Below are 22,862 nucleotides of genomic sequence, written 5' to 3'. Positions count from 1 at the left end.
AGATCCAATGTCAAAAGAACTAATATCACATCCGGTCTCCAATTTTGTCAAAGTGCAGGGAGCCAAAGAGAATAACCTGAAAAACGTTGATCTGGAAATACCCAGAGATGCATTGGTTGTATTTACGGGTGTCTCGGGTTCTGGTAAATCATCGCTCGCTTTCGGGACCTTGTATGCTGAAGCGCAGCGTCGTTATCTGGAGTCCGTCTCTCCGTATGCTAGGCGACTTTTTAATCAGATGTCCATTCCTCAGGTCGACAGTATAGATGGCCTTCCTCCTGCTATCGCTTTGCAGCAGCAGCGGGGAGGGACCAGCACACGTTCCTCAGTGGGCAGCGTTACGACGATTTCAAACCTGATCCGGATGCTGTATTCGAGGGCGGGAGAGTATCCTGCCGGTCAGTCCATCGTATATGCAGAATCGTTTTCACCTAACACTCCGGAAGGCGCCTGCCCGGAATGCCACGGCCTGGGTGTTGTCTATGAAGTGACGGAACATTCGATGGTGCCTGATGATTCACTCTCGATCAGAGAAAAAGCCATCGCGGCCTGGCCCACCGCGTGGCAGGGGCAGAACCTAAGGGAAATATTAATGACACTTGGTTACAATGTGGACATTCCCTGGCGTGACCTGCCCAAGAAAGATAGGGATTGGATCTTGTTTACGGAGGAGCAGCCGGTCGTTCCGGTTTATTCCGGACTTAATATGGCACAAGTTCAACAAGCCTTGGCGCGGAAAATGGAACCCAGCTATATGGGTACATTTACCGGGGTCAAACGGTATGTGATGCAAACATTTGCGAATTCACCGAGCCAGGCAATGAAAAAGCGCGTGGCAAAATTTATGCTGAGCGCGCAATGTCCCGTCTGCCATGGAAAGCGCCTGCGGCCTGAGCCATTATCTGTGAAATTTGCCGGAATGGATATTGCGGAATTTTATCAGCTCAATATCAAGAGCTTACGTGATATTGTATCATCATCCCTAAAATCCAAAAGCAATGACCCAGATCAGGAACATCCCGAAAAGACTTTGGTTCTTCAACGGATAGGTCATGATCTTTTGTCCCGCCTGGATGTGCTCATCGATCTGGGGCTTGGGTATCTGACGCTTGAAAGAAGCACCCCCACACTTTCGCCGGGAGAATTGCAACGCCTGCGTCTGGGGACTCAGATACACTCCAATCTTTTCGGCGTCGTCTATGTACTCGACGAACCATCCGCAGGTCTTCATCCTGCCGACACACAGTCATTGCTCCGGGCATTAGACAGGTTAAAAGCAGCTGGAAATTCACTTTTTGTAGTCGAACATGAGATCGAAATCATCCGCCATGCGGATTGGGTTGTCGATGTAGGGCCGGGCGCGGGTGAAAAGGGAGGTGAAATACTTTACAGTGGTCCGTTACAGGGATTGGAAAAGATTCACAAGTCCGTTACAAGGCGATATTTGTTTAATGTAGACCAAAGTCAAAAGCTTGCGAGAGAGGCAAAAGGATGGCTGCAGCTAAGGGACGTAAGCCGAAATAATTTAAAGCATGTCGATGCCGATTTTCCATTAGGCGTATTAACCAGTGTCACCGGCGTATCGGGCTCGGGCAAAAGTAGTCTTATAAGTCAGGCACTTGTAGAGCTTGTTTTGGAGAAATTGGGACAGCAAATATCAGGAACAGATGATCAGGAAGATAATCTTCTCCAGACGGAAAGCCCTAAAACAACGACCGGGTATATTTCAGAAGGGATAAGTCATATTCGCAGGTTAATACCAGTAGATCAGAAGCCCATCGGACGTACGCCACGGTCAAACCTGGCAACTTACACGGGTCTTTTTGATCATGTCCGGAAATTGTTCGCAAATACAAAAATGGCAAAGAGTCGCAAATACGATGCGGGTCGTTTTTCTTTTAACGTCGCAAAAGGACGCTGTCCGAATTGCGAAGGCGAAGGCTTTGTAATGGTCGAGCTCTTATTTCTTCCCAGTGTGTATACGCCTTGTCCGGCTTGCCATGGAAGTCGTTACAATGAGAAGACGCTGGAAATTACATACCATGACAAAAACATTGCCCAGGTGCTTGGCATGACTGTGGATGAGGCATTTGACTTTTTTGACTCTGAACCTCAGATCAACCGGGCGCTGGATGTCGTTCGTCAGGTTGGTCTGGGTTATCTGCGTCTTGGGCAACCGGCTACCGAGCTTTCAGGAGGTGAGGCGCAGCGCATAAAGCTGGCTACCGAATTGCAACGGGCGCAGCATGGCAACACATTATATATTCTGGATGAGCCTACAACAGGATTGCACCCTTCCGATGTGGACAATTTACTTATCCAGCTCAATAAGTTGGTTGATCAGGGTAATACGGTTATTGTCATCGAACACGATATGCACGTTGTCGCAAACAGCGACTGGGTGATCGACGTTGGGCCGGGTGCCGGAGACGAAGGTGGTGAAATCGTCGTTTGCGGTTCGGCAGCAACTGTTGCCGCTGAACCGGTAAGTCAAACCGGAAAATATTTAGCTAGCCATTTTAATGAGAAGACGCCATTAAAAGATTCAGGATGACCTCTTATGCCGATTGGCTAATAAATCGACGCCTAAATTTTTAGCTTGTGCTAATGGGTTAGAATATAGTCTGTCGAACCGGAAAAGTATTTTGGATTGTAAGTCGTATTAGACTGATAATCAAATTAATGATCGTTAAAATATTATTTTCGTTTAAGATTTGCATAAAAAGTTCCGTTTGGTCGCGGCGATCGGAGTCGAATTCAAATGGCAGGAAAATATTACAAGAGCTGGGTTTAATGGTAATTTTTCGCGCTTCAAAAAGAAAAAAAGCCCCTCAACTTGCGTTGAAGGGCTTTTGTACCCAGAGCCGGAGTCGAACCGGCACGAGTGTAACCTCATTGGTGTTTGAGACCAACGCGTCTACCAATTCCGCCATCTGGGCATTGATCTTCTCTTGTTGGGAGTGCAAAAGTAGGGAGAAAAATATATTAAGCAAGCGTATCGCCGAAAAAATCATTGGAAAAAATAATGGCAATACATTCACGAAACCTAACTTCCTTATTCATAACGCAGTGCTTCTATCGGATCGAGGCGTGAGGCTTTGATGGCCGGGTAAATCCCCGAAAGAACGCCCACAACTACGCAAACGAGAATTCCCATCGCCATCCAGGTCCAAGGAACCACAAATGTACTGTCGGAGCTGATGAGGCCGGAAATGACGTTGCCGATGACAATGCCCAGAATAAGGCCGGCTATTCCACCCAGTATGCAGACAACGATGGCTTCGATCAGAAATTGGAAACGGATTACACCTGGCGTTGCGCCGAGCGATTTCCGGATCCCGATTTCGCGGGTTCGTTCGGTGACGGAGACGAGCATAATGTTCATCAATGCGATGGAAGCGCCTAATAATGTGATAATGCCAATGCCGAATCCGCCGATGCGAAGATAGCCGGTCACCTCTTCAAAGTCCTTGGCGACTGCATCCGCGCGGTCGATGGTGAATGAATCTTCTTTGCCCAGAGCATCGTTCCGAATCCTGCGCATGATCCCGCGGGCTTCTTCCACGATAAAATCTCCGTCGGAAATGTTCGGGGCAGAGGCGGTAATGTTGTATGTTAATGCGCGGTTTGCGGCAAGTCCGCGGCCATTTTCGAGGGGAATGAGGATGATGCGGTCTGCGTCATTTTGTCCGCCAAGCGAACCTTTCTTTTGCAGCACACCCACGACTTTGTAACGGCTGCCCATGAAAGTAATGTCCTTATTGAGCGGGTCAACGCGTTGAAAGAGTTTTTTGGCAATTTCCTGGCCTATCACTGCAACATTCAGCGCGTTTTCCATATCATTCTTGTCGAGATTACGGCCCAAGTCTATTTTGTAGCCGTTAATGCCCAGATATTGCTCGTCGGAACCGACGACGCTGGTGTTTGGATTGGTTTTTTGGGAGAGATAATTTACCTGAACAGCTCCGCCTATGTCTGCTGAAAGTGAGGCGGTTGCAGTGTAAGATGATTTAAATTGATTGGCAAATGTAAGCGCTTGCCGATAGGTTACTGCGGGATATTGCTTGCTCCGGCGGCCGCCGTTGCGAAATTCATCGTCATCTTTGTTTTTGACGGTGAAAGTGTTGGCTCCCAGGTCTGCAAAGCTGCTGTTGACCGAATTCTGAATACCTTCAATGGCGGTCAGGATGCCGACGAGGGACGTGATTCCGATGGCAATGATCAGCGCAGTGAGGACGGTTCTGAGCAGATTGCTTTGAATGGAGCGGAGGCCTTCGTCAATATTTTCCCTGATGTTCATGGTTTTAAAGCTTGTGCACCATAATGTGAATTCTATCGTTTTCTTTTTATATTTAATAAAATCCGACTTTGTAAAGCTGCGCATGAAACGTGAAAGAATCAAACCAGTGATACGCTTGTTTATCCCGCTTATCATTTTTTTAACATTATCATTTAACAGCATGTCCAACCGGCTGCTTATCCCTATGGATGAGGGCCAAAAGAACCATTTGAAGGCTTACGGGATTTCTTACTGGATCCTGAAAAATTTTGAAATGGAAATGGATTGGCTGCTAAATTACCGTGGCGGCAGTTTTATGATCGCTTATAATCAGCAGTTTGCGTCGGAAATGACGGTTCGCGGTGTGAGTTTTGAAGTGATCTCGGAAGGGCAGGCGGGTCAGATCCTGAGCCAGATCAGTGCGCCGGATGTGAATATGGATGCGGTAAAATTGCAGAAAGCGCCTAAGATCGCCGTTTATTCTCCCAAATCGAAGCTTCCCTGGGATGACGCGGTGACGCTGGTGCTAACTTATGCGGAGATTCCTTATGATGTGATTTATGACGATGAAGTGCTGAACAATAAGCTTCCGGAATACGATTGGCTGCATTTGCACCATGAAGATTTTACGGGACAGTTTGGTAAATTTTATCAATACAAAGATTTTCCCTGGTATCGCGAGCAAAAGCGCGAGGCGGAAGAAACTGCCAATAAATACCAGTTTGGCAATGTGCCACAGATGAAACTGGCAGTGGCAAAGCGGATTTCGGAGTTCGTTACTGGTGGTGGTTACATGTTCGCCATGTGCAATGCAACCGATACATTTGACATTACACTTGCTGCGGAAGGGCTGGATATTGTGGAGGCTATGTACGATGGCACGCCCGTAGATCCGACTGCTAATAGTAAACTAAATTATGATAACACATTTGCTTTCAAGGATTTCAAAACCATTTCCTATCCTTATGAAGTTGAGTTTTCAGACATTGATAACCAGCCTGATGAGCGTAATCTGACGGAGGCTAACGACTTCTTCTCGCTGTTCCAGTTTTCTGCCAAATGGGACCCGGTGCCCAGCATGCTCACGCAAAATCACCAGACTATTATCAAAGGCTTTTTAGGCCAGACAACGGCTTTTAAAAATCGCCTGATCAAGCCTGAGGTCATCATTCTGGCTGAAAATAAGACTGCTAAGGAAGCGCGTTACATTCATAGCACGCATGGAAAAGGATTTTTTACTTTTTACGGCGGTCATGATCCGGAGGATTACCAGCACCGTGTAGGCGAAGAACCTACGGACCTGAACTTACATCCAAATTCGGCCGGTTATAGGCTGATCCTCAATAATATCCTGTTTCCGGCAGCTAAAAAGAAGAAGCTGAAAACCTAGTTTCGAAGGCATAAATTTCCAGTTCCAAATCACACAAACCGTGCGCTATCGCACGGTTTTTTGTTTTTATTTTCTGTGTAAAATATTGACTGTGAGTGTTTTATGTATTGGCACAAAAATGGATTAACTATAAGCACATTAGCCATGAAACACATTTAACCTCCAAACAAAAAACAATGGATCGGGAAGTTGCGCCGGACTACATTAAAACCACCAGAAACCGACGATGGCTTTTCATCGCGCTGGGAATAATCTTAACGGTAACATTGCTTTATTTTTTTCGTAAATCCCTCGGCAGCACTTTGGAAAGCAGCAGGATCCGTACGGGAACGGTTGAAAAAGGGAATGTTGAAAACACATTGACTGCATCGGGAGAAGTCATCCCGGCTTATGAGCAAATTTTTACAAGCCCTATTCGCGCCAGCATCAAGCGCATTTTGCTAACGCCGGGAACGCAGGTAAACCCAGGCCAGGCCATTGTTGAGCTGGATAAGTCGCTTACCGTAATCGAGTCCGAACGTTATGAGGACCAGCTGAAATTGAAGCAAAACAGCATTGAGCAGCTGCGGATGAAGCTGAACAAAGACTTGTACGACGCTGAAATCAATGATCGCATTAAATCCTTGAACATTAACAAACTCCGGGCTGATTTTGAAGATGCAAAAAGGCTTCAAAAAGTAGGAGGCGGCACGGCGGAAGACATTACGCGGGCAGAGAACGCGTTAAAAATTGCGGAGCTGGAAAAGAAGCAGTTGGAAAATGACCTGAAATACAACCGGGAATCGATGGGCGCGAGCTTGAAAGAGACCGAATTGGGCGCGCAGATTGAGAGTAAAAATTTGAAAGAATTACAGCACAAGCTGAGAATGGCGGACATCGTCGCGGACCGGAAAGGGGTTTTGACCTGGGTGAATGAGAACATTGGCTCGTCGGTGAATGAAGGCGAAATGCTTGCAAAAGTGGCTGACCTGGGCAGTTTCAGGGTGGAGGGGAGTTGCTCGGACATTTATGCAGATCAGGTGAAAGCAGGACTTAGCGTGATTATCAGGCTGAATGAGGTGACATTACGAGGTGTGATAACGCAGGTGAAACCAGCTGTGAAAGACGGCGTAATCGGGTTTGTGATCCAATTGGATAATGCAAAAAGCGAATCGCTCAGGCCGAATATGAAGGTGGAAGTTTATGTGGTGACCAGCAGCAGCTCCAATACGGTGCGCGTTGCTAATGGACCGGCATTTACAGGTAAGAAAAAGCAGTTTGTTTATGTTTTAAAGGACAACAAAGCGCTGCGCCGGGAAGTTGAAACCGGACTTTCAAATTTCGATTTTGTTGAAATAAAAAGCGGTTTAGAGGTGGGCGAGAAAGTGATCCTGACGGATTTGAATGATTATGAGCATTTGGAGGAAATTTCAATTCAATAAATGCTATGAAAAACATTCTTACATTCATTTTCGCTTGTTTTGTGACTTTTCCGGTCTTAGCACAGCCCAGAATACTTTCGCTGCAAGATGTTGTGCTCATGTCCAAAGAGCAATCTGTTGCTTCTAAACAGGCGGTTACGGCCAGGAAAACCAACTATTGGCAATATCGCTCGTTCCAGGCGGACTACCGGCCGCAACTTAGCCTGAATGGAACAATTCCGGGTTTTACGAGATCTTACATTGAGGTCAGGCAACCGGACGGGACTATTTCTTTTGAGCAGGTTTCAAACAACAACTCTTTGCTGAATTTGTCTCTGAGTCAGAGCATTGCGTTTACGGGTGGAACGGTTTACGTGCAGCAGCAGACGCAGCGTTTTGATGATTTTGCCAGAAATAACACCAGATACAACGGCATTCCATTTGAAATTGGCATCACCCAGCCGCTTTTCCGGTTTAATACATTAAAATGGGACCGGAAAATTCAGCCTTTGAAATACCAGGAGGGCAATCAGCAATTTATCCAGTCACTCGAACAGGTTTCGCTGGATGCGACGGGTTATTATTTCGAGCTGCTGGTTGCGCAGGTAAATTTGCAGATCGCCGAGAAGAACCGGAGCAATAATGATACGCTTTACAAGATCGCGCAGCAAAAGTTGGCATTGGGAAAAATATCTCAGAATGACCTTCTGCAACTTCAAATGGGACTGCTAACAGCGCAGAAAGACCTTGCTTCGGCTCAGCAGGCAGCCGCAGTGGCTTCCTTGAAACTGAAAATGTACATGGGTTCACGGGATGAAAGGGAGCTGGAACTGGAAATCCCACTGGAAGCAGCGGAATTTGCAATCAATACACAACTTGCGTTGGATGAGGCGTTTGCAAACAGGTCCGCAGCGGTCGGTTTTAAGCGAAAGTTGCTGGAAGCCGAACGGGAAGTGCAGTTCGCCAGGAAGGAAAACGGTTTGAATGCTTCGCTGAATGCGACTTTCGGATTATCAAATCAAGGTGCACAGCCCTCCGACGTATACAGGAATCCGCAGGACCGTGAGTTTGTGGAGCTGCAATTTACATTACCAATCTTGACCTGGGGCCGTAATAAGGCCCGCACGGAGGTGGCGAAGGCGAATCAGGAGTTTGCGCAGCAATCGGTGGAGCAGGAGAAGCTTACATTTGAGCAGGAGATTTTTACGCAGGTTACCCTTTTGCAAATGTTACAAAAGCAGGTTAAACTCACCAAACTGGCCGATAATATTGCCGCGGACCGCTATCAGATCGCCAAAGAAAGATTTATCCTGAGTGACCTGAGTGTTACCGATCTGGGCATCGCAACGCAGGAAAAGGACATTGCCCGGAGAGACTACATCTTAGCGTTGCGGGATTACTGGCAAGCCTATTACAGCCTGAGGATCTTGACATTATACGATTTTGAACAAAATAAAAAAATAACATACTGAGCCATGATCAAACTGCAAAACGTTGAAAAAGTTTACCGCACAAGCTCCATCGAAACACTCGCGCTGAACAACATCAATATCGATGTAAAAAAGGGAGAATTTGTTTCCATAATGGGCCCTTCCGGCTGCGGAAAAAGCACATTACTGAACATTATGGGCCTTCTGGACGAACCTAGCAAGGGACATATTGAGATTGATGGAAGTAAAGTTGAAAAATATACGGACAAATCGCTGGCAAGTCTGCGTAACCAGAAACTGGGCTTCATTTTCCAGAGCTTCCACCTCATTAACGACCTTTCGGTGATCGATAACGTGGAAATCCCGCTTTTATACCGGACCAGTTCCTCCAAAGAACGCCGCGAGCTGGCGCAGGAAGCACTCGAAAAAGTGGGGTTGAGCAACCGGATGAAACATTTCCCAAAGCAACTTTCAGGAGGGCAAAAACAGCGCGTAGCCATCGCCAGGGCCATTGTAGGCAAACCGGAGATCATCTTAGCTGATGAGCCGACCGGAAACCTCGACAGCGCAATGGGAAATGAAATCTTGAGCATTCTGCAAAACCTGAATGAAGGAGGCGCCACCATTGTGATGGTAACCCACGACGACGCCATGGCCAAACGCACGCACAGGTTGATACGGTTGTTTGACGGCACGCAGGTTCTTTAATTTTGAATGAGTGAATGAGTGAATGTTTTATTCATGGTTCGATCATTCACTCATTCACTCACTCACCCATTCACTCATTGAACATTATGCTTCTAAACTATATCAAAATCGCCTGGAAAGTGCTGCTGCGGCATCCTTTCTATACATTTATTACGCTTTTCGGCATCAGCCTCACACTTACGGTGTTAATGGTGCTGACTTCGTTCCTGGACCATTTGTTCGGGACACATTACCCGGAAGTCAACCGCGATCGCTCATTATATGTTGCCACCATTATCCAGACCGATTCGGCGCGCACTTCCATGTCGTCCGGACCTGCAACTTTCGATTTTTTGACCAAGCATGTGAAGTCGCTGAAATCGGCTGATAAGGTTGCTATTATGTCCAATTTCAACTTTTCAAATACATACGTGAATGGGAAAAGGATCAAATTGAATACCAAGTATACCGATGCTGAGTTCTGGGAGGTGATGGGTTTTCGGTTTCTGGAGGGGAAGCCTTATAATGATAATAACATCAAAAATTCAGATCACGTGGCGGTCATTACGGATGCTTTGCGCGACCAGTATTTTGATACCGGCGGGAAGTCTGTCGTAGGACAGAACATTGAAATCGAGAATATCAATTATCGTGTGATCGGTGTGGTTAAAGGCAGCCCGCCAACGCGTATTTACAGTTATTCGGACATTTATTTCCCTTATACGGCCCCCAAGAGCAATTATCAAAACAAGGGACTGAGAGGCAGTTTCATTGCCATCGCTACTGCGAAGGATGCTTCGGATATGCCGGTAATCCAGTCGGAATTTGACAGCAATATTTCCCGTATCCCGTATTCGGAGATCCATACCGACAAAAACCTGACGGTTTTGCAAGTAAAAGCGGACAAATATTTCGATCATTTTGTCAACACTTTTGCCCGGAGCAGCACGCAGCGGTTCATGTTTTACACGGTGGTGAGTTTTGTGGTTTTAATGTTTATGGGCTTGCCAGCCATTAATCTGGTCAATGTCAATGTCAGCCGGATTTTGGAAAGGGCTTCTGAAATTGGTGTAAGAAAAGCATTTGGTGCTCCTTCGGCGGCATTGCTCTGGCAGTTTATCATTGAAAATATTTTCATCACATTCATTGGCGGTGCATTTGCGCTGGCGCTCTCTTACCTGATCATTTACTTCATTAATTCAAGCGGCTGGATCGCCTACGCAGACCTGACGATCAATGTGCCTGTATTTGTGATCAGCCTGGCTGTCTGCCTGTTTTTCGGACTCCTTTCGGGCGTTTTACCCGCATTCAGGATGTCAAGATTAAAAATCGTAGACGCGCTGAAAGTTTAACATTAAAATCGACTATTATGCTTCAACATCTTTTCAAGCTCATATGGAATAAAAAGGGCACGCATTCCCTGCTTATTATCGAAATTCTGGCGTCTTTTCTGGTGCTTTTCGGAGTGCTTTCGCTGATTGTTTTTAATGTCAGAAATTATTTGCAACCCATTGGTTTTAACTATGAACAGGTCTGGAATGTGGACTTGGCCAAAAATCAGGATACAGTGGAAGTCGCCCGCAAACTTACCAGCGTTATGCAGCGGATCAGGTCTTATAAAGAGGTGGAAACGGCTACAAGAATGAGCAGTAATACGCCGTTTTCAGCCAATCAGGTTAGTGGTGCCATGACTTATAATAAAGTAACGGTCGGCGCGGATTTTTACTATACAGACCCTGACTTCAATAAAACGCTCGATTTGCCACTGTTGAAAGGACGTTGGTATCGGGAAGGTGATCGTGTAGCGAAATTTATTCCGATTGTGATTAATAAAAAGCTGGAAGACAAGCTCTTTCTAAATGAAACATCGTTGAATAAGGTGATCAAAATCGACGATAAGAGCTCCTATAAAGTGGTCGGCGTTATCGATAAATTCAAAGCCAAAGGCGAATTTATGTCTGACAATCCGGGCGTTTTTGAAATGCTTGCCAAAGATGATGTATGGAATTCCAATGTATTGATTAAAACCAAACGCGGCACGGACGCAAACTTTGAAGCCAAGCTTGTGAAGGACATTGCGATGATGCTGCCTGGTTGGGGAATTGAAGTGAGTTATTTAAAAGAATCACGTCTAAACCGTCATAACCTTACGCTTGTTCCAGTGCTTATTTTTCTGATTATCAGCGCATTCTTGCTTACTAATGTAGCGCTGGGACTTTTTGGGATACTTAATCTTAACATTTCACGCAGGAAAAATGAGATCGGACTTCGCAGGGCGATGGGTGCCACGGAGGGGAAAGTGGCCATTCAGTTTTTGGGAGAAATATGGGTGATCGCGACTTTCAGTCTTATTATCGGGTTACTTTTCGCTGTGCAGTTCCCGCTGATGAATGTGTTTGATCTGGACAGTGAAATTTATATCACTTCAATTTTCGTCTCCATTGCCGTAATTTACATCATCGTTACCCTCTGCGCCTGGCTCCCCAGCAAGCAAGCCTCCCGGATCCACCCTGCGATAGCGTTGCATGAGGAGTGAGGGTTTAGATGGGAATGATTGAATGTTTGAATGTTGAAAAGTGATTGCGAAGTAAAATTGTGATATGCTCCTAATTGTCGATGATGATCTTGCGATACGGACTTCTTTGATCCTGCTGCTTAAAAAGGAGGGGTTTGAGGTTAGAGGTGTGGGGTCGCCGGATGAGACTTTCGATATTTTGAAGACGGTTACGCCGGAGCTGATCCTGCTGGACCTGAACTTTTCGATTGAAACTTCGGGGAAGGAGGGCATGCAGCTTTTGCAGCAAATTAAGAAGCGCTACCCTGCCATTCCTGTGATTTTGATTACGGGATGGGGGACTATTGATCTGGCTGTGAGGGGAATGAAGGAAGGTGCGATTGATTTCATTACCAAGCCCTGGCAGAATGATCATGTGCTGCAATCGGTGCGGACCATTCTGAATTTGTCACAAACATTGCCACTTTCAGGCAGTAGAAAGAAACTGGAACAACAGTATCATTTCGAGAACATTGTAGGCCAGGATCCCACACTGCTTGATATTCTTGAAACCGTTGGCCGCGTTGCTTCCACAGATGCGGCGGTGCTTATCACGGGCGAAAGCGGCACGGGAAAGGAACTGATTGCCGAGGCAATTCACATGAATAGCAAGCGAAAATCACGTCCCTTTGTGAAGGTGAATCTGGGCGGGATTTCTTCAACATTGTTTGAAAGCGAGCTTTTCGGTCACGTTCGTGGCGCTTTTACGGATGCCAAAACGGATCGCCTGGGCCGGTTTGAACTGGCGCATAAGGGATCGATCTTTTTGGATGAGATCGGGGAACTGGATTTGTCAAGTCAGGTAAAATTGCTGCGTGTGTTGCAGGAAAGAACTTTTGAGCCGCTGGGAAGCAGTAAAAGCAGGACGGTGGACGTGCGTGTGATCTGTGCTACAAACCGGAATTTGGAGGAAATGGTCGCGCAAGGAACATTCCGGGAAGACCTTTATTACCGCATTAACCTGATCACCGTTAAGCTGCCAGCGCTTAGGGAAAGGCCGGACGACATTCCGTTGCTGTCTGAATTCTTTGTTAACAACCTGAAAACCATTTATCAACGCCCCAACCTGCGCCTAAGCCCGGCAGCAATGAAATGGCTCCGCACATTGCAGTTGCAGGGAAATATCCGTCAGTTGAAAAACCTGGTCGAACGCACGGTGTTGCTTTCCGGCTCGGATACATTGGATATAGCAGATTTACAGCGTAATCTGAGTGGCGGCACACAGCCGTCTGCCCAGAAAAACCTTCCAGAAGTAGGCGCGATCACGTTGGAAGAAATGGAATATCAAATGATCACCAAGGCCATGCAATTTCACCAGAATAAAGTGAGCAAAGTGGCCAGATCGCTCGGAATCACACGGTTTGCGCTCTATCGCAGATTGGAAAAATATGGTATTTCCTACGAATCCGAGGACGTATGAGATTATCAACGAAGGCCAAATACATTCTTTACATATTGGTATTGCACACTGTCCTGGTTTTCCTGGTTTACAAAATTCTCTATCAGGACAAATTGCTTTTCATTGGTTTTGAGGTGTTTCTGTTGCTTTCTGCCATCGTTTCCATTCAGATTTATCAGAATTTTATGCAACCTATCCAATTTGTGAAATCGGGAATTGAGGCCATTAAGGACAAAGATTTTTCCATCAAATTCGTCCCGACCGGCAAAGGAGAAGTGGATACATTGATCGAAGTTTATAACCTTATGATCGACCAGCTCCGTGAGGAGCGGACGCGCTTGCATGAGCAACATTTTTTCCTCGAAAAACTGATCGCCGCATCGCCTATTTCCATCATTATCCTCGATTTTGATGAAAAAATCGATTCGTTCAATGTCAAAGCAAATGAATATTTCAAAAACGAAGCGGAAGGTTTGAAAGGGCTGTTATTGGAGGAAACCAATCACCCGTTGCTGGTTGAACTGGCTCATATTCAGGACGGGGAATCGAAAATTGTGAAAACTAATGGTGTGGTAACATTCAAAGTTCAGCGCTCGCATTTCATGGATCAAGGCTTCCGTCGCTCGTTTCTGATGATCGAAGAGCTTACTAATGAGATACTTGAATCGGAAAAGAATGCATATGGCAAAGTGATCCGCATGATGGCGCACGAGGTGAACAACACATTAGGCGCCACGGATTCCATTTTGCAGACAACCACAAATATTCTTTCAGATGATTCTTACATTGAACTGCGAGAAGCGCTAACCATTGCTTCTGAACGCAACCGGAGGCTAACGAAATTCATGCGAAACTTTGCAGACGTCGTTCGGCTGCCAGCACCCGCGCCGGTTCCTACGGATTTGAATAAATTTGTCAAAGACGTAGCTATTTTCATGGAGCCGGCAGCCGCACACCGGGGTGTCTCAATTCACACATCACTGCCGGCAAATGTTATCTTTAAAAAAATCGACGTGGGCCAGATGGAGCACGTGCTTGTCAATGTTCTGAAAAATGCGATTGAGGCGTGCAAACCTGGCAATGAGATCCGAATCGAGGTTTCCGAAAATAATCTGACCATTAAAAACAACGGCAGCCCCATCGAAGCAGAAGTAGGAGCCCAGCTTTTCAACCCATTTTTCAGCACCAAGCACGACGGCCAGGGCATAGGGCTCACATTAGCCAGAGAAATCCTCATCAACCACGGATTCACATTCTCATTACATACCAATGCAGACGGCTGGACGGCTTTTCGAATCGAATTTGAAGGCTGAGAAATCCGTTGAAATATGCTGCTTATGCATTTGACTTCCGGATACGGATCGTAAATGCATTGGCTGGATTAGTGAGCATAACCTGCTTTGTATCGAACTCGCTGAATCCTTTCTGTTTCAACAGAGGTAAAAGCTTGTCTGAAATGGTGGTATAACCTCTGAATGTTCCACCATTTGGCTCGCCCGGTTTATACCAGCCCGCGTCGTGTGACAGGAGGATTTGTTTTATAAAGCCCTTTGCTTTCAGAAATAAAATCAGCGTAGCTATCTTCTCAACATTATCTTCATTCACGCCATCCAGACTAACCCAGCAACCACTTTTCGCAATTTTTTCAAAATCCTCATTGCTTCCGCTGGCGTGAACCCAGACGAAAGCTGACGGACTAACCCCATTTTTTTGCAATATTTCAATTTCCTGAGCAGCTGGGAGAGCTGGCCCCGTATGAGAACAGATCGTTAATCCCGTTTGTAGATGAGTAAGTGCGGCTGCACGGATCAGTTTCTGGTGAAGTTCAGAAAGCTGGCCGGCATTAACGCTGGTTTTAATAAATCCCGGCTTAATGTTCGTACCGTCAATGCCGTTCCGGAATTCGTTAATCCAGCGCTTTGAAAGTTGTTCCGCGGTTTCTGTGAAAGCAAATCGGGGTAAGTATTTATTGTCCGAAGCACCATAGTAACCCGTGTTCGTCAAGACATTCAATCCAGATTTTTTAGATAATTTTTGCAGCAATAATACGTCCCGTCCAAGGTAAGCAGGCGTACATTCAACCAGACTCTTGATGCCCCTTTCCTTAATTTCAAGCAGATAGGGAAGGACTTTGTTGATGACCTCGTCATGATCCCATCGATCCGGTGTAACCTTGTCCGCCCCGATAAAATCGACCAGAACATGCTCATGAATAAGCGTGTGGCCAAGATCAGCAACATTGATTTTTCCGGCAACGCTATATGTAAATGGTTCATCAAAAGTAAATTTCCCCAAAAACGGCACGCCGGCGCAAGCAGCAACGAATTGCCTTCGGGAGAATATAGGGGTTGGGTTAATGTTTACTGATTTCATATGTGTGAAGTTGCAATTTTGATCCTTCATTTGAAAGCGCATTGTCCCTCGTTTTGCTACCGATACTTCATCCCTCCGGGATTGCACAACCGCCCAAAATCGCGGAGCGATGCAATGTTGGTAGCAATATATTATTCGTGAGTATTTACAAATCCCGGAGGGATGTGACGGACTGCACAATGTTTCATCCCTCGTGGGATTTCCTCCGGTTCGCAATCGTTGTTGCTACCGATATTTCATCCCTCCGGGATTGCGCAACCGCCCAAATCGCGGAGCGATGCAATGTTGGTAGCTATATGTTATTCGTGGGCATTTCACAAATCCCCGAGGGATGTGACGAACTGCACAATGTTTCATTCGTTGGGATTCCCCTGATCCAACGCTTTATTACTCAATCAAAATAAACGGAGTCGGGCTGAATGAGATGATGAAGATGATTAATGCGCAGATGCCCAGGATGATACGTGGGGCGTCGAGGGGTTCGTTTTCGTCGGTGTCGGGGTGGCGGATGCCGAGGAAACGGCCCAGGATGAAAATGAATGGCAAGAAACCGGTAGAACCTTGCCAGTCGGGCCGAATGTAGGATACGGCGAATTGCCCTACTACCACAATCAAACTTAGCATTAAGCCCGTCATGGGACTATCGCTGGCCCTTTTGAAACAGATATATAGGAAATAAATGTAGATGGCCAGATAGAAGAAACGCTCGTAGAAAACAGCATTGCTTCCTGTTGCAAACGACTCTGCCGTAAAAAGACCCAAACCAGCATAAAAAGCGAACAATCCGAAAAGGATCGGCGCAACGATATCAAATTTTTTCTTGCCGATTAAGCCGTAAAGAATGTGCCCGCCATCCAGCTGACCAATTGGAATAAGATTGAGGGATGTAAAGAAAAGAGCAAGATATCCTGCGAAAATGTACGGATAATGGATCATTTCGTAGGCATGCGGCAAGCGCGCCGGATCTGCAATGTAGGTTTTAAACATCCAGAATAGAATGTTATCGCCCAATGCAATGTTACCTGAGGCATTTTCATAAGCAAATTGCGGGTAACTCAAACCAAACCGCGCGTATTCAGGATGTATGGAAAAAATGTATTCCGGCGGTGGCAAATGGGTAAAGCCATACCAGAGAACCACCAAAGCAGCAATGAAACCGGCCAGCGGACCAGCTATGCCGATATCGAAGAACTTTAAGCGCGAACGGACAACGGATTTAATGCGAATAAATGCGCCCATGGTTCCGATACTGTTTGAAATACCAAACCAAAGCGGAATGTAATAGGGGAGCGTAACCTTTACGCGATGCATTTTGGCAACAAAATAATGGCCGAACTCATGAATGGTCAGGATCGCCAGAAAAGGGATTGAAAATTGGAAGCCCTGCTTAAATTCAGCCCACCCGAGAAATTTAACGGTTTCATCGGTGACCGGCTTTTCAGCCCCGCTGCCCATCAGGAAGTAGGCAAAGTCGTATACGAAAGCAAAAATGTTGCCGTAAATCCATTCAGCGCCAGCCATTGTGGTGGTAATGATCGTCAGAATGAAAAGAACGGCCTGAATGATGTAAGTGCGTGTGTTAGACTGCATAGTCTTTAAGATATTCCAAAATGGTTACTGGTTTCTGGACGTGAATGGTGTCAATTCCTAATAACGAAGCGGCCTCAATGTTGTCGCGGTTATCGTCCAGGAAAAGGGTCTCCTCTGCTTTAAGACCTGCCTGTTCCAACACTTTTTGATAAATCCGCGGGTCTGGCTTCATTAACCCCATTTCATAGGATAGGAAAACAGTTTCGAAAAGATCATCCAGCTTTTTAACGCCGGTTGATGCTTCCAGAATTTTGTTAACCTGTGTAATGTGGATCGAGCTTGTGTTGCTCAGCAGGAAAAGCCGGTAATTTTTTGATAGGTTTTGAAGCAGTTCCACGCGCTCCGGAGGAAGATCCAGCAGGAGACTGTTCCAGGCTGTATCAATGGCTTCGTCGGAGAGATCGGAGAATTCCAGGATTTTCCGCACATAATTGCGAAAACCCGCTTCGTCCAGTTCGCCCGTTTCAAACTGCCGGAAAAGCGCATTTTTGCTGAATAGTTCAAGGATTTCAGCTTGTTCCCTGCCGCTTAGTTCTGCAAATGATTTTGACGCAACGGGCACGTCAATGTTCAGAATTACGTCGCCCAGGTCAAAAATGATATTCTTTATCTTGCTATTCTTCATTGTTCCGGTTATTCAACAACTACACCCATTGCACAGAATTTCTCAATGCGTTGGTCAATCCTGTCCTGGTGCTCAATCGCAGCGAGTTCGTTAATGTTTTCCAGGATAACCATTTTCAATTTCTCGGCCATCCAGTGGTGATCTAAATGTGCTCCGCCCAATGGTTCGGGAATAATGCCGTCGATCAACCCGTTCTTTTTCATATCCTTAGCCGTGATTTTCATCGCTTCGGCAGCCTGTTCTTTGAAATCCCAGCTTCTCCAAAGGATTGCTGAACAGTTTTCAGGGGAAATCACTGAGTACCAAGTATTTTCCAACATTAAAACACGGTCGCCTATGGCAATTCCCAGCGCACCGCCCGAAGCGCCTTCACCAATCACGATGCATATTACCGGCACTTTCAGCATGAACATTTCTTTCAGGTTGCGCGCAATGGCCTCGCCCTGACCGCGTTCCTCAGCCTCCATACCTGGAAATGCGCCCGGAGTGTCGATAAGGGTAATAATAGGTTTGTTGAATTTTTCAGCCAGTTTCATCAGGCGTAATGCCTTGCGATAGCCTTCGGGATTAGGCATACCAAAGTTCCGGTGCTGCCTTTGTTTTGTATTCCGGCCTTTTTGTTGTCCTATGAGCATGAAAGACTGTCCGCCTACATTGGCAAGCCCGCCAATAATAGCCGGATCATCCCGAACCTGGCGGTCACCATGCAATTCGATGAACTCGTCGCAGATCAGCTCAATGTAATCGAGCGTATATGGACGGTCCGGATGGCGCGAGAGCTGCACACGCTGCCAGCGTGTAAGGTTCTCAAAAATTTCCTTTCGAAGATCTGTTATATTGTTTTCCAATAAGGAAATGGCGCCGGAAAAATCCACATTATTGTTCTGCGCCAGTGTTTTCATTTCTTCGAGCTTGCGTTCGAGCTCGGCCATAGGTTTTTCGAAATCCAGGTATGTTCTCATATTCAGGTTCTTGTTTGTCTGGCAGCGGGGCAGCTTAAAGTTCGTAAGTGCGTCCCCTCAATGGTATTTCTACCGATTTATAGCCGTTTTCTTGAATTTTACTTTGGAAATCAGCCATGCTTTGCTGTTCTCCGTGTACCAGAAAAATGCCTTTCAGCTTTTCCGGATCTTGTAATTTGATGAATTTCAATAAATCATTCTGATCTCCGTGGCCGCTAAATACGTCAATTTTTTCAATATTAGCCAAGACGGGCAGCTGCTTTCCGCGAATTGAAATTGTGTCCTGTCCATTCAGAAGCCGCCATCCCAATGTTCCCTCAGAAGCATATCCGATCATCAGGATCGTGGCATAAGGGTTGCCAATATTAGCCTCCACGTGCTGCTCCACACGACCGCCCTGGACCATACCCGAAGACGAGATGATAATGCAGGGTTCGTTGTAGTTGGAAACAGCCTTGCTGGCATCCGAGCTTTCGAGATAGATAAGGTTGTCAAAATCAAAGAGCATGTCATTATCGTCCTGAAAAGTGCGTGCTTCCTTATTCAGCAGACGCACGTGGCGCTGGTACACTTTCGTGCTGCTATGCGCCAGCGGACTGTCTGAGAACACCTTTAAGTTTGGAAATGAATGATCCATGTAGATCTTATTCAATGTGTAAAGGAGCGCCTGCGTGCGGCCCACACTGAACGAAGGAATAATTAACCTGCCCGGAATATCAATGCAAGTTCGTTTGATCACATCTGCTAACGCTTCCGCGGGCGAGCCCTGGTCCTCATGCAGACGGTTTCCGTAAGTGGATTCGCAGATCAAATAATCAACCTGCGGGATTTCCTGGGGATCAATTAGCAGCGGATAATTGCTCCGGCCGATGTCCCCGGAAAAGCAGATTCGCTTTTTTTCGCCATCTTCATAAACTTCGAGCACAATATGCGCGGCGCCCAGCAAATGCCCGGCCGCGTAGAAAACGATGGTTACATTATCTGCAATGCGATAGCGCTGGCCGAAAGCGACCGGCACGAAGTTGTCCAATGCCTCATTTACGTTCTTTTCAACGAAATAATCCATCGGAACCTCCTTCTTTTTCTTGCCTCTTTTCTTGGAAGAACCGTTCATACGGGCATTCAGGCGTTTCTGATGCAGGTTAGCGGCATCTCTTAAAAGCAGTGAAGTGAGCGCCAGGGTAGGCTCAGTACAAACAACCCTTCCTTCAAATCCATATTTATACAGATTCGGAATGTTGCCCGAATGGTCAATGTGAGCGTGTGTTAAAAGTACTGTATTGATTAAACTCGCATCAAATGGGAATACACTTTTTTGCTCCTCATACCTGGTTTTTCTACCGATCTCGTCTAAGTCAAAGTCAGAGCCGCAGTCAATTAAAATTCGGTAATCGTCTGTCTCTAAAAGAAACATGCTACCTGTCACCTGCTGCGCAGCTCCCCAAAATGTCAATTTCATACGTTGGAAATGGGGTGTATCTTACAAAAGTACCAAAAACCGGCTGAGATTTGGAGATTACTTACTAGTTTAGATTTGGTATCTTCTCTTTCTGTGCGAAAGTCACCCTGCTAAACTAATATGAAATCCGGCCTGTTTTTGTTTTTTCTTTTTTTCTGTTTAAATGCCAATGCTCAAAATATAGACAGTATCGCGCTCAATAACCTCCGCGATGCCGTGCTGGAACTCGAAAACAGTGAATTGATGCGAAGCGGTTCCCTTTCCCTGAGTGTAAAAAAAGTAAAGGATGCCTCAAATGTTTTCGCATTGAATACCGAACGCTCATTGCCATCCGCTTCCACATTAAAATTAGTCTCAACAGCCACAGCGCTGGCGGTTTTTGGTGGTGATTTCAAATTTCAAACATTTCTGGAACACGACGGGATCATCAGAAACGACACATTAATCGGTAATGTATACATTCACGGAACCGGCGATCCGTCGCTGGGAAGTGAACGTTTCAAGGGGTATCCCACAGCAAACGAGGTCATTACCCGTTGGGTTGCAGCGGTTAAGAAAACGGGCGTCCGGTATATCAAAGGCAGTATCATTCCCGACGCCTCCTTTTTCGATGCCGAAACCGTTGCCAGCACCTGGATCTGGGGGGATTTGGGGAATTATTACGGAGCAGGTGTTTCAGGATTGAATTTCAACGAAAATTTGTACAAAATTAAATTCAAGCCCGGCGCGGACTTTGGCGATCCCACCACATTTGTTGGTATCGAGCCAGCCATTCCTTACCTGACATTTGTCAATAAGGTAACAACGGGTGAGAAAGGCTCTGGGGATAAGACCATTGTTTACAGCAGTCCGCTGGGCAATGAGGTCGTCCTTACCGGCACAATCCCTGCCGGCCCGGCAGTGTTTACAGTAAAAGGTTCGATTCCCAATGCAGCTGAATATGTGGCTTTTGCATTGAAAAATAGTTTGTTAAACGCCGCCATCGGAATAGGAGAGAACAAAGTGCCGCAGCCCGGAATGCCTGCCGCGTTTGCCAATCCGAAGGTTGTGCTGGACAAATACGAGTCACCGCCGTTGCGAGATCTTTGCCAGCAAACTAATTTTTGGAGCGTTAACTTGTACGCCGACGCACTTTTTAAGCAAGCCGGCAAACGACTTGCCGGAAATGCAGCATTTGATGATGCAGCCAAGGCCATAACAGCTTACTGGTCGGGTAAAGGAGCGGATTTGAGGGGATTTTATATCAAAGACGGGAGTGGCCTGTCACCGTCCGGCTCCATCACAACCCACAGCCTGACAGACATTCTGAACGTCGCCAACAAGGATGCCAGTTTCAATGATTTTTACAAGAGCATTGCCGTCCTCGGCTTGAATGGCACCGTCCGGAACCTTGGTAAGGGCACGAAAGCCGCTGGGAATATGCATGTTAAGAGCGGGTCTATTGAAGGAACCCGCGCTTATGCCGGTTATGTCACGTCCAAATCAGGTTCGTTGCTCAGCTTTTCAATCATTGCCCACAAATACATGCCGGGCAGCAACCGCATGATTTCCGATTCACTGGTGAAAATCATGACATTAATGGCTGAATTATAACTTACTGCACTTTTTCGATTACCAGGTTGTGATTTGTATAAATGCAAAGGTCTGCTGCAACCGTTAATCCTTCGCGCACCATCTCTTCCGCAGTAAGGTGTCCTGCATGTTTTTTCAATGCTTGTGCAGCTGACAACGCATAATTCCCGCCCGATCCGATGGCTGCAATGCCGTTTTCTGGTTCAAGCACATCGCCAGTTCCTGAGATCACGAGGATTTCTTCCTTGTTGGCTGTGATCATCATGGCTTCCAACTTGCGCAGGTAACGGTCTGTCCGCCAATCTTTTGCTAATTCTATTGCAGCGCGTTTCATATTGCCGCCGTATGCATTCAACTTTTCTTCGAATTTTTCAAGAAGCGTAAAAGCATCTGCTGTGGACCCCGCAAAGCCCACAAGAATTTTGCCGCCCATGAGCGTCCGGATCTTTTTCACATTGCTTTTAGCAACTGTATTACCCATTGTAGCCTGGCCATCCGCGCCCAAGGAAACCGTTCCGTTATGAAGCACCCCCAAGACGGTGGTAGCATGTATTTTTTCCATAAATTGATTTTATACTAATTCGTAAAACCCCTCACAAAACAAAAGTGCCAGGTCGGAAAACCTGACACTTTGTACATTTATTAAATCATTACAATTGAAATCTACTCCTTTTTAATGAAGTCAAGGATCAAATCCTGCTTAGCAAGTATAGTTTCCTGCATTCTCGATAGGAAATCCTGTTTAGCGGATATCATCTGTTGCTCGGTCAACATTGACTCTTGCATTCTAGACAAAAAATCCTGCTTAGCCGACATTGATTCCTGTGTAATAAACATTGCTTCCTGTTTTTCGGAGATTAAACTTTGAGCCGCTTTTAACGAGTCCTGGTTTGAGAGCACGTCTTTAAACTGCGAGTCCATTCCATCCAGTCTAATTTCAATATTACCAATCCTTCCGGACATTTGAAGCTGATTTTTAAGCAAAAATGTAATGTTCTCATTTTGCGTAATAACCAACTCAGTTATGTTTGACACCATAAAAGTAAGGTTGTCAACTTTCTTATCTGTTCTATCCTGCTTTATTAATAGTTCAGAAATAACCGGCTCCAACTGATCTAATCTTCTGTCTGCATTCATAGTGT

Annotated in this window: 18 protein-coding genes and 1 tRNA gene; 10 read left to right on the top strand and 9 right to left on the bottom strand. The window is 46.1% G+C overall.

Annotated features, from left to right (window positions below):
- Positions 1–7 precede the first annotated feature (7 nt).
- The gene (gene uvrA / locus NFI80_RS10955) at positions 8–2,554 is read left to right on the top strand and encodes an excinuclease ABC subunit UvrA (RefSeq protein ID WP_235163047.1); all 2,547 of its coding nucleotides are present in this window, start codon (positions 8–10) and stop codon (positions 2,552–2,554) included.
- 301 nt (positions 2,555–2,855) lie between these two features.
- Here uvrA and NFI80_RS10950 read toward each other — a convergent pair.
- A tRNA-Leu gene (locus tag NFI80_RS10950) sits at positions 2,856–2,939 on the bottom strand.
- 116 nt (positions 2,940–3,055) lie between these two features.
- The gene (locus NFI80_RS10945) at positions 3,056–4,300 is read right to left on the bottom strand and encodes an ABC transporter permease (protein WP_235163048.1); all 1,245 of its coding nucleotides are present in this window, start codon (positions 4,298–4,300) and stop codon (positions 3,056–3,058) included.
- 82 nt (positions 4,301–4,382) lie between these two features.
- On the opposite strand from NFI80_RS10945, the gene NFI80_RS10940 reads away from it, so the two are divergent.
- The 8 genes from NFI80_RS10940 (at position 4,383) to NFI80_RS10905 (ending at position 14,452) form a co-directional block, all read left to right on the top strand.
- Complete coding sequence (locus tag NFI80_RS10940) at positions 4,383–5,669, top strand: asparagine synthetase B (protein WP_235163049.1); 1,287 nt, start codon at positions 4,383–4,385, stop codon at positions 5,667–5,669.
- 176 nt (positions 5,670–5,845) lie between these two features.
- Positions 5,846–7,090 (top strand): efflux RND transporter periplasmic adaptor subunit, encoded by a 1,245-nt coding sequence (locus NFI80_RS10935; protein WP_235163050.1) that lies wholly within the window; start codon positions 5,846–5,848, stop codon positions 7,088–7,090.
- Positions 7,091–7,095: 5 nt separating this feature from the next.
- Positions 7,096–8,541 carry a TolC family protein gene (locus NFI80_RS10930; RefSeq protein ID WP_235163051.1) on the top strand — a complete coding sequence of 482 codons (1,446 nt, stop codon included), beginning with the start codon at positions 7,096–7,098 and terminating at the stop codon, positions 8,539–8,541.
- Positions 8,542–8,544: 3 nt separating this feature from the next.
- On the top strand, positions 8,545–9,207 hold the full coding sequence (locus NFI80_RS10925; RefSeq protein WP_026630449.1) for an ABC transporter ATP-binding protein: 663 nt from the start codon (positions 8,545–8,547) through the stop codon (positions 9,205–9,207).
- 86 nt (positions 9,208–9,293) lie between these two features.
- On the top strand, positions 9,294–10,538 hold the full coding sequence (locus tag NFI80_RS10920) for an ABC transporter permease (RefSeq protein WP_235163052.1): 1,245 nt from the start codon (positions 9,294–9,296) through the stop codon (positions 10,536–10,538).
- Positions 10,539–10,555: 17 nt separating this feature from the next.
- The gene (locus NFI80_RS10915) at positions 10,556–11,722 is read left to right on the top strand and encodes an ABC transporter permease (protein ID WP_235163053.1); all 1,167 of its coding nucleotides are present in this window, start codon (positions 10,556–10,558) and stop codon (positions 11,720–11,722) included.
- A gap of 64 nt (positions 11,723–11,786) precedes the next feature.
- Entirely contained in the window at positions 11,787–13,160 is a 1,374-nt protein-coding gene (locus tag NFI80_RS10910) for a sigma-54-dependent transcriptional regulator (protein WP_235163054.1), read from the top strand.
- A complete protein-coding gene (locus NFI80_RS10905) occupies positions 13,157–14,452 on the top strand; it encodes a sensor histidine kinase (RefSeq protein ID WP_235163055.1) in 1,296 nt (431 codons plus the stop codon). Before NFI80_RS10910 ends, NFI80_RS10905 begins: the two co-directional genes overlap by 4 nt.
- Before the next feature lie 22 nt (positions 14,453–14,474).
- Here NFI80_RS10905 and NFI80_RS10900 read toward each other — a convergent pair whose 3' ends face one another.
- From NFI80_RS10900 to NFI80_RS10880, 5 genes are all read right to left on the bottom strand, one after another.
- The gene (locus tag NFI80_RS10900) at positions 14,475–15,512 is read right to left on the bottom strand and encodes a phosphotriesterase family protein (RefSeq protein WP_235163056.1); all 1,038 of its coding nucleotides are present in this window, start codon (positions 15,510–15,512) and stop codon (positions 14,475–14,477) included.
- 387 nt (positions 15,513–15,899) lie between these two features.
- Positions 15,900–17,102, bottom strand: a complete 1,203-nt coding sequence (locus NFI80_RS10895) for a site-2 protease family protein (protein WP_235163057.1) — start codon at positions 17,100–17,102, stop codon at positions 15,900–15,902.
- Entirely contained in the window at positions 17,092–17,727 is a 636-nt protein-coding gene (locus NFI80_RS10890) for an HAD family hydrolase (protein WP_235163058.1), read from the bottom strand. The genes NFI80_RS10895 and NFI80_RS10890 overlap by 11 nt, the downstream gene beginning before the upstream one ends.
- A gap of 8 nt (positions 17,728–17,735) precedes the next feature.
- A complete protein-coding gene (locus NFI80_RS10885) occupies positions 17,736–18,689 on the bottom strand; it encodes an acetyl-CoA carboxylase carboxyltransferase subunit alpha (RefSeq protein WP_233795971.1) in 954 nt (317 codons plus the stop codon).
- A 34-nt stretch (positions 18,690–18,723) separates the two neighbouring features.
- Positions 18,724–20,148, bottom strand: coding sequence for an MBL fold metallo-hydrolase RNA specificity domain-containing protein (locus tag NFI80_RS10880; protein WP_235161452.1), 1,425 nt, complete (start codon positions 20,146–20,148; stop codon positions 18,724–18,726).
- A 120-nt stretch (positions 20,149–20,268) separates the two neighbouring features.
- Between NFI80_RS10880 and dacB the strand changes: the two genes are divergently transcribed.
- Positions 20,269–21,741 carry a D-alanyl-D-alanine carboxypeptidase/D-alanyl-D-alanine endopeptidase gene (gene dacB, locus NFI80_RS10875; RefSeq protein WP_235163059.1) on the top strand — a complete coding sequence of 491 codons (1,473 nt, stop codon included), beginning with the start codon at positions 20,269–20,271 and terminating at the stop codon, positions 21,739–21,741.
- Position 21,742: 1 nt separating this feature from the next.
- Here dacB and hslV read toward each other — a convergent pair whose 3' ends face one another.
- Complete coding sequence (hslV, locus tag NFI80_RS10870) at positions 21,743–22,282, bottom strand: ATP-dependent protease subunit HslV (RefSeq protein ID WP_026630438.1); 540 nt, start codon at positions 22,280–22,282, stop codon at positions 21,743–21,745.
- Positions 22,283–22,383: 101 nt separating this feature from the next.
- On the bottom strand, positions 22,384–22,857 hold the full coding sequence (locus NFI80_RS10865) for a hypothetical protein (RefSeq protein WP_235161450.1): 474 nt from the start codon (positions 22,855–22,857) through the stop codon (positions 22,384–22,386).
- Between the last annotated feature and the right edge of the window lie 5 nt (positions 22,858–22,862).

It is taken from the genome of Dyadobacter chenhuakuii (genome assembly GCF_023821985.2).
GTDB classification, from domain to species: domain Bacteria; phylum Bacteroidota; class Bacteroidia; order Cytophagales; family Spirosomataceae; genus Dyadobacter; species Dyadobacter chenhuakuii.
This window is presented reverse-complemented; position numbering and strand designations above follow the sequence as displayed.

Excerpts from the sequence above, each read along its gene's own strand:
- uvrA (WP_235163047.1), top strand. The coding sequence starts at position 8 with ATGTCAAAAGAACTAATATCACATCCGGTCTCCAATTTTGTCAAAGTG.
- NFI80_RS10945 (WP_235163048.1), bottom strand. The coding sequence starts at position 4,300 with ATGAACATCAGGGAAAATATTGACGAAGGCCTCCGCTCCATTCAAAGC.
- NFI80_RS10940 (WP_235163049.1), top strand. The coding sequence starts at position 4,383 with ATGAAACGTGAAAGAATCAAACCAGTGATACGCTTGTTTATCCCGCTT.
- NFI80_RS10935 (WP_235163050.1), top strand. The coding sequence starts at position 5,846 with ATGGATCGGGAAGTTGCGCCGGACTACATTAAAACCACCAGAAACCGA.
- NFI80_RS10930 (WP_235163051.1), top strand. The coding sequence starts at position 7,096 with ATGAAAAACATTCTTACATTCATTTTCGCTTGTTTTGTGACTTTTCCG.
- NFI80_RS10925 (WP_026630449.1), top strand. The coding sequence starts at position 8,545 with ATGATCAAACTGCAAAACGTTGAAAAAGTTTACCGCACAAGCTCCATC.
- NFI80_RS10920 (WP_235163052.1), top strand. The coding sequence starts at position 9,294 with ATGCTTCTAAACTATATCAAAATCGCCTGGAAAGTGCTGCTGCGGCAT.
- NFI80_RS10915 (WP_235163053.1), top strand. The coding sequence starts at position 10,556 with ATGCTTCAACATCTTTTCAAGCTCATATGGAATAAAAAGGGCACGCAT.
- NFI80_RS10910 (WP_235163054.1), top strand. The coding sequence starts at position 11,787 with ATGCTCCTAATTGTCGATGATGATCTTGCGATACGGACTTCTTTGATC.
- NFI80_RS10905 (WP_235163055.1), top strand. The coding sequence starts at position 13,157 with ATGAGATTATCAACGAAGGCCAAATACATTCTTTACATATTGGTATTG.
- NFI80_RS10900 (WP_235163056.1), bottom strand. The coding sequence starts at position 15,512 with ATGAAATCAGTAAACATTAACCCAACCCCTATATTCTCCCGAAGGCAA.
- NFI80_RS10895 (WP_235163057.1), bottom strand. The coding sequence starts at position 17,102 with ATGCAGTCTAACACACGCACTTACATCATTCAGGCCGTTCTTTTCATT.
- NFI80_RS10890 (WP_235163058.1), bottom strand. The coding sequence starts at position 17,727 with ATGAAGAATAGCAAGATAAAGAATATCATTTTTGACCTGGGCGACGTA.
- NFI80_RS10885 (WP_233795971.1), bottom strand. The coding sequence starts at position 18,689 with ATGAGAACATACCTGGATTTCGAAAAACCTATGGCCGAGCTCGAACGC.
- NFI80_RS10880 (WP_235161452.1), bottom strand. The coding sequence starts at position 20,148 with ATGAAATTGACATTTTGGGGAGCTGCGCAGCAGGTGACAGGTAGCATG.
- dacB (WP_235163059.1), top strand. The coding sequence starts at position 20,269 with ATGAAATCCGGCCTGTTTTTGTTTTTTCTTTTTTTCTGTTTAAATGCC.
- hslV (WP_026630438.1), bottom strand. The coding sequence starts at position 22,282 with ATGGAAAAAATACATGCTACCACCGTCTTGGGGGTGCTTCATAACGGA.
- NFI80_RS10865 (WP_235161450.1), bottom strand. The coding sequence starts at position 22,857 with ATGAATGCAGACAGAAGATTAGATCAGTTGGAGCCGGTTATTTCTGAA.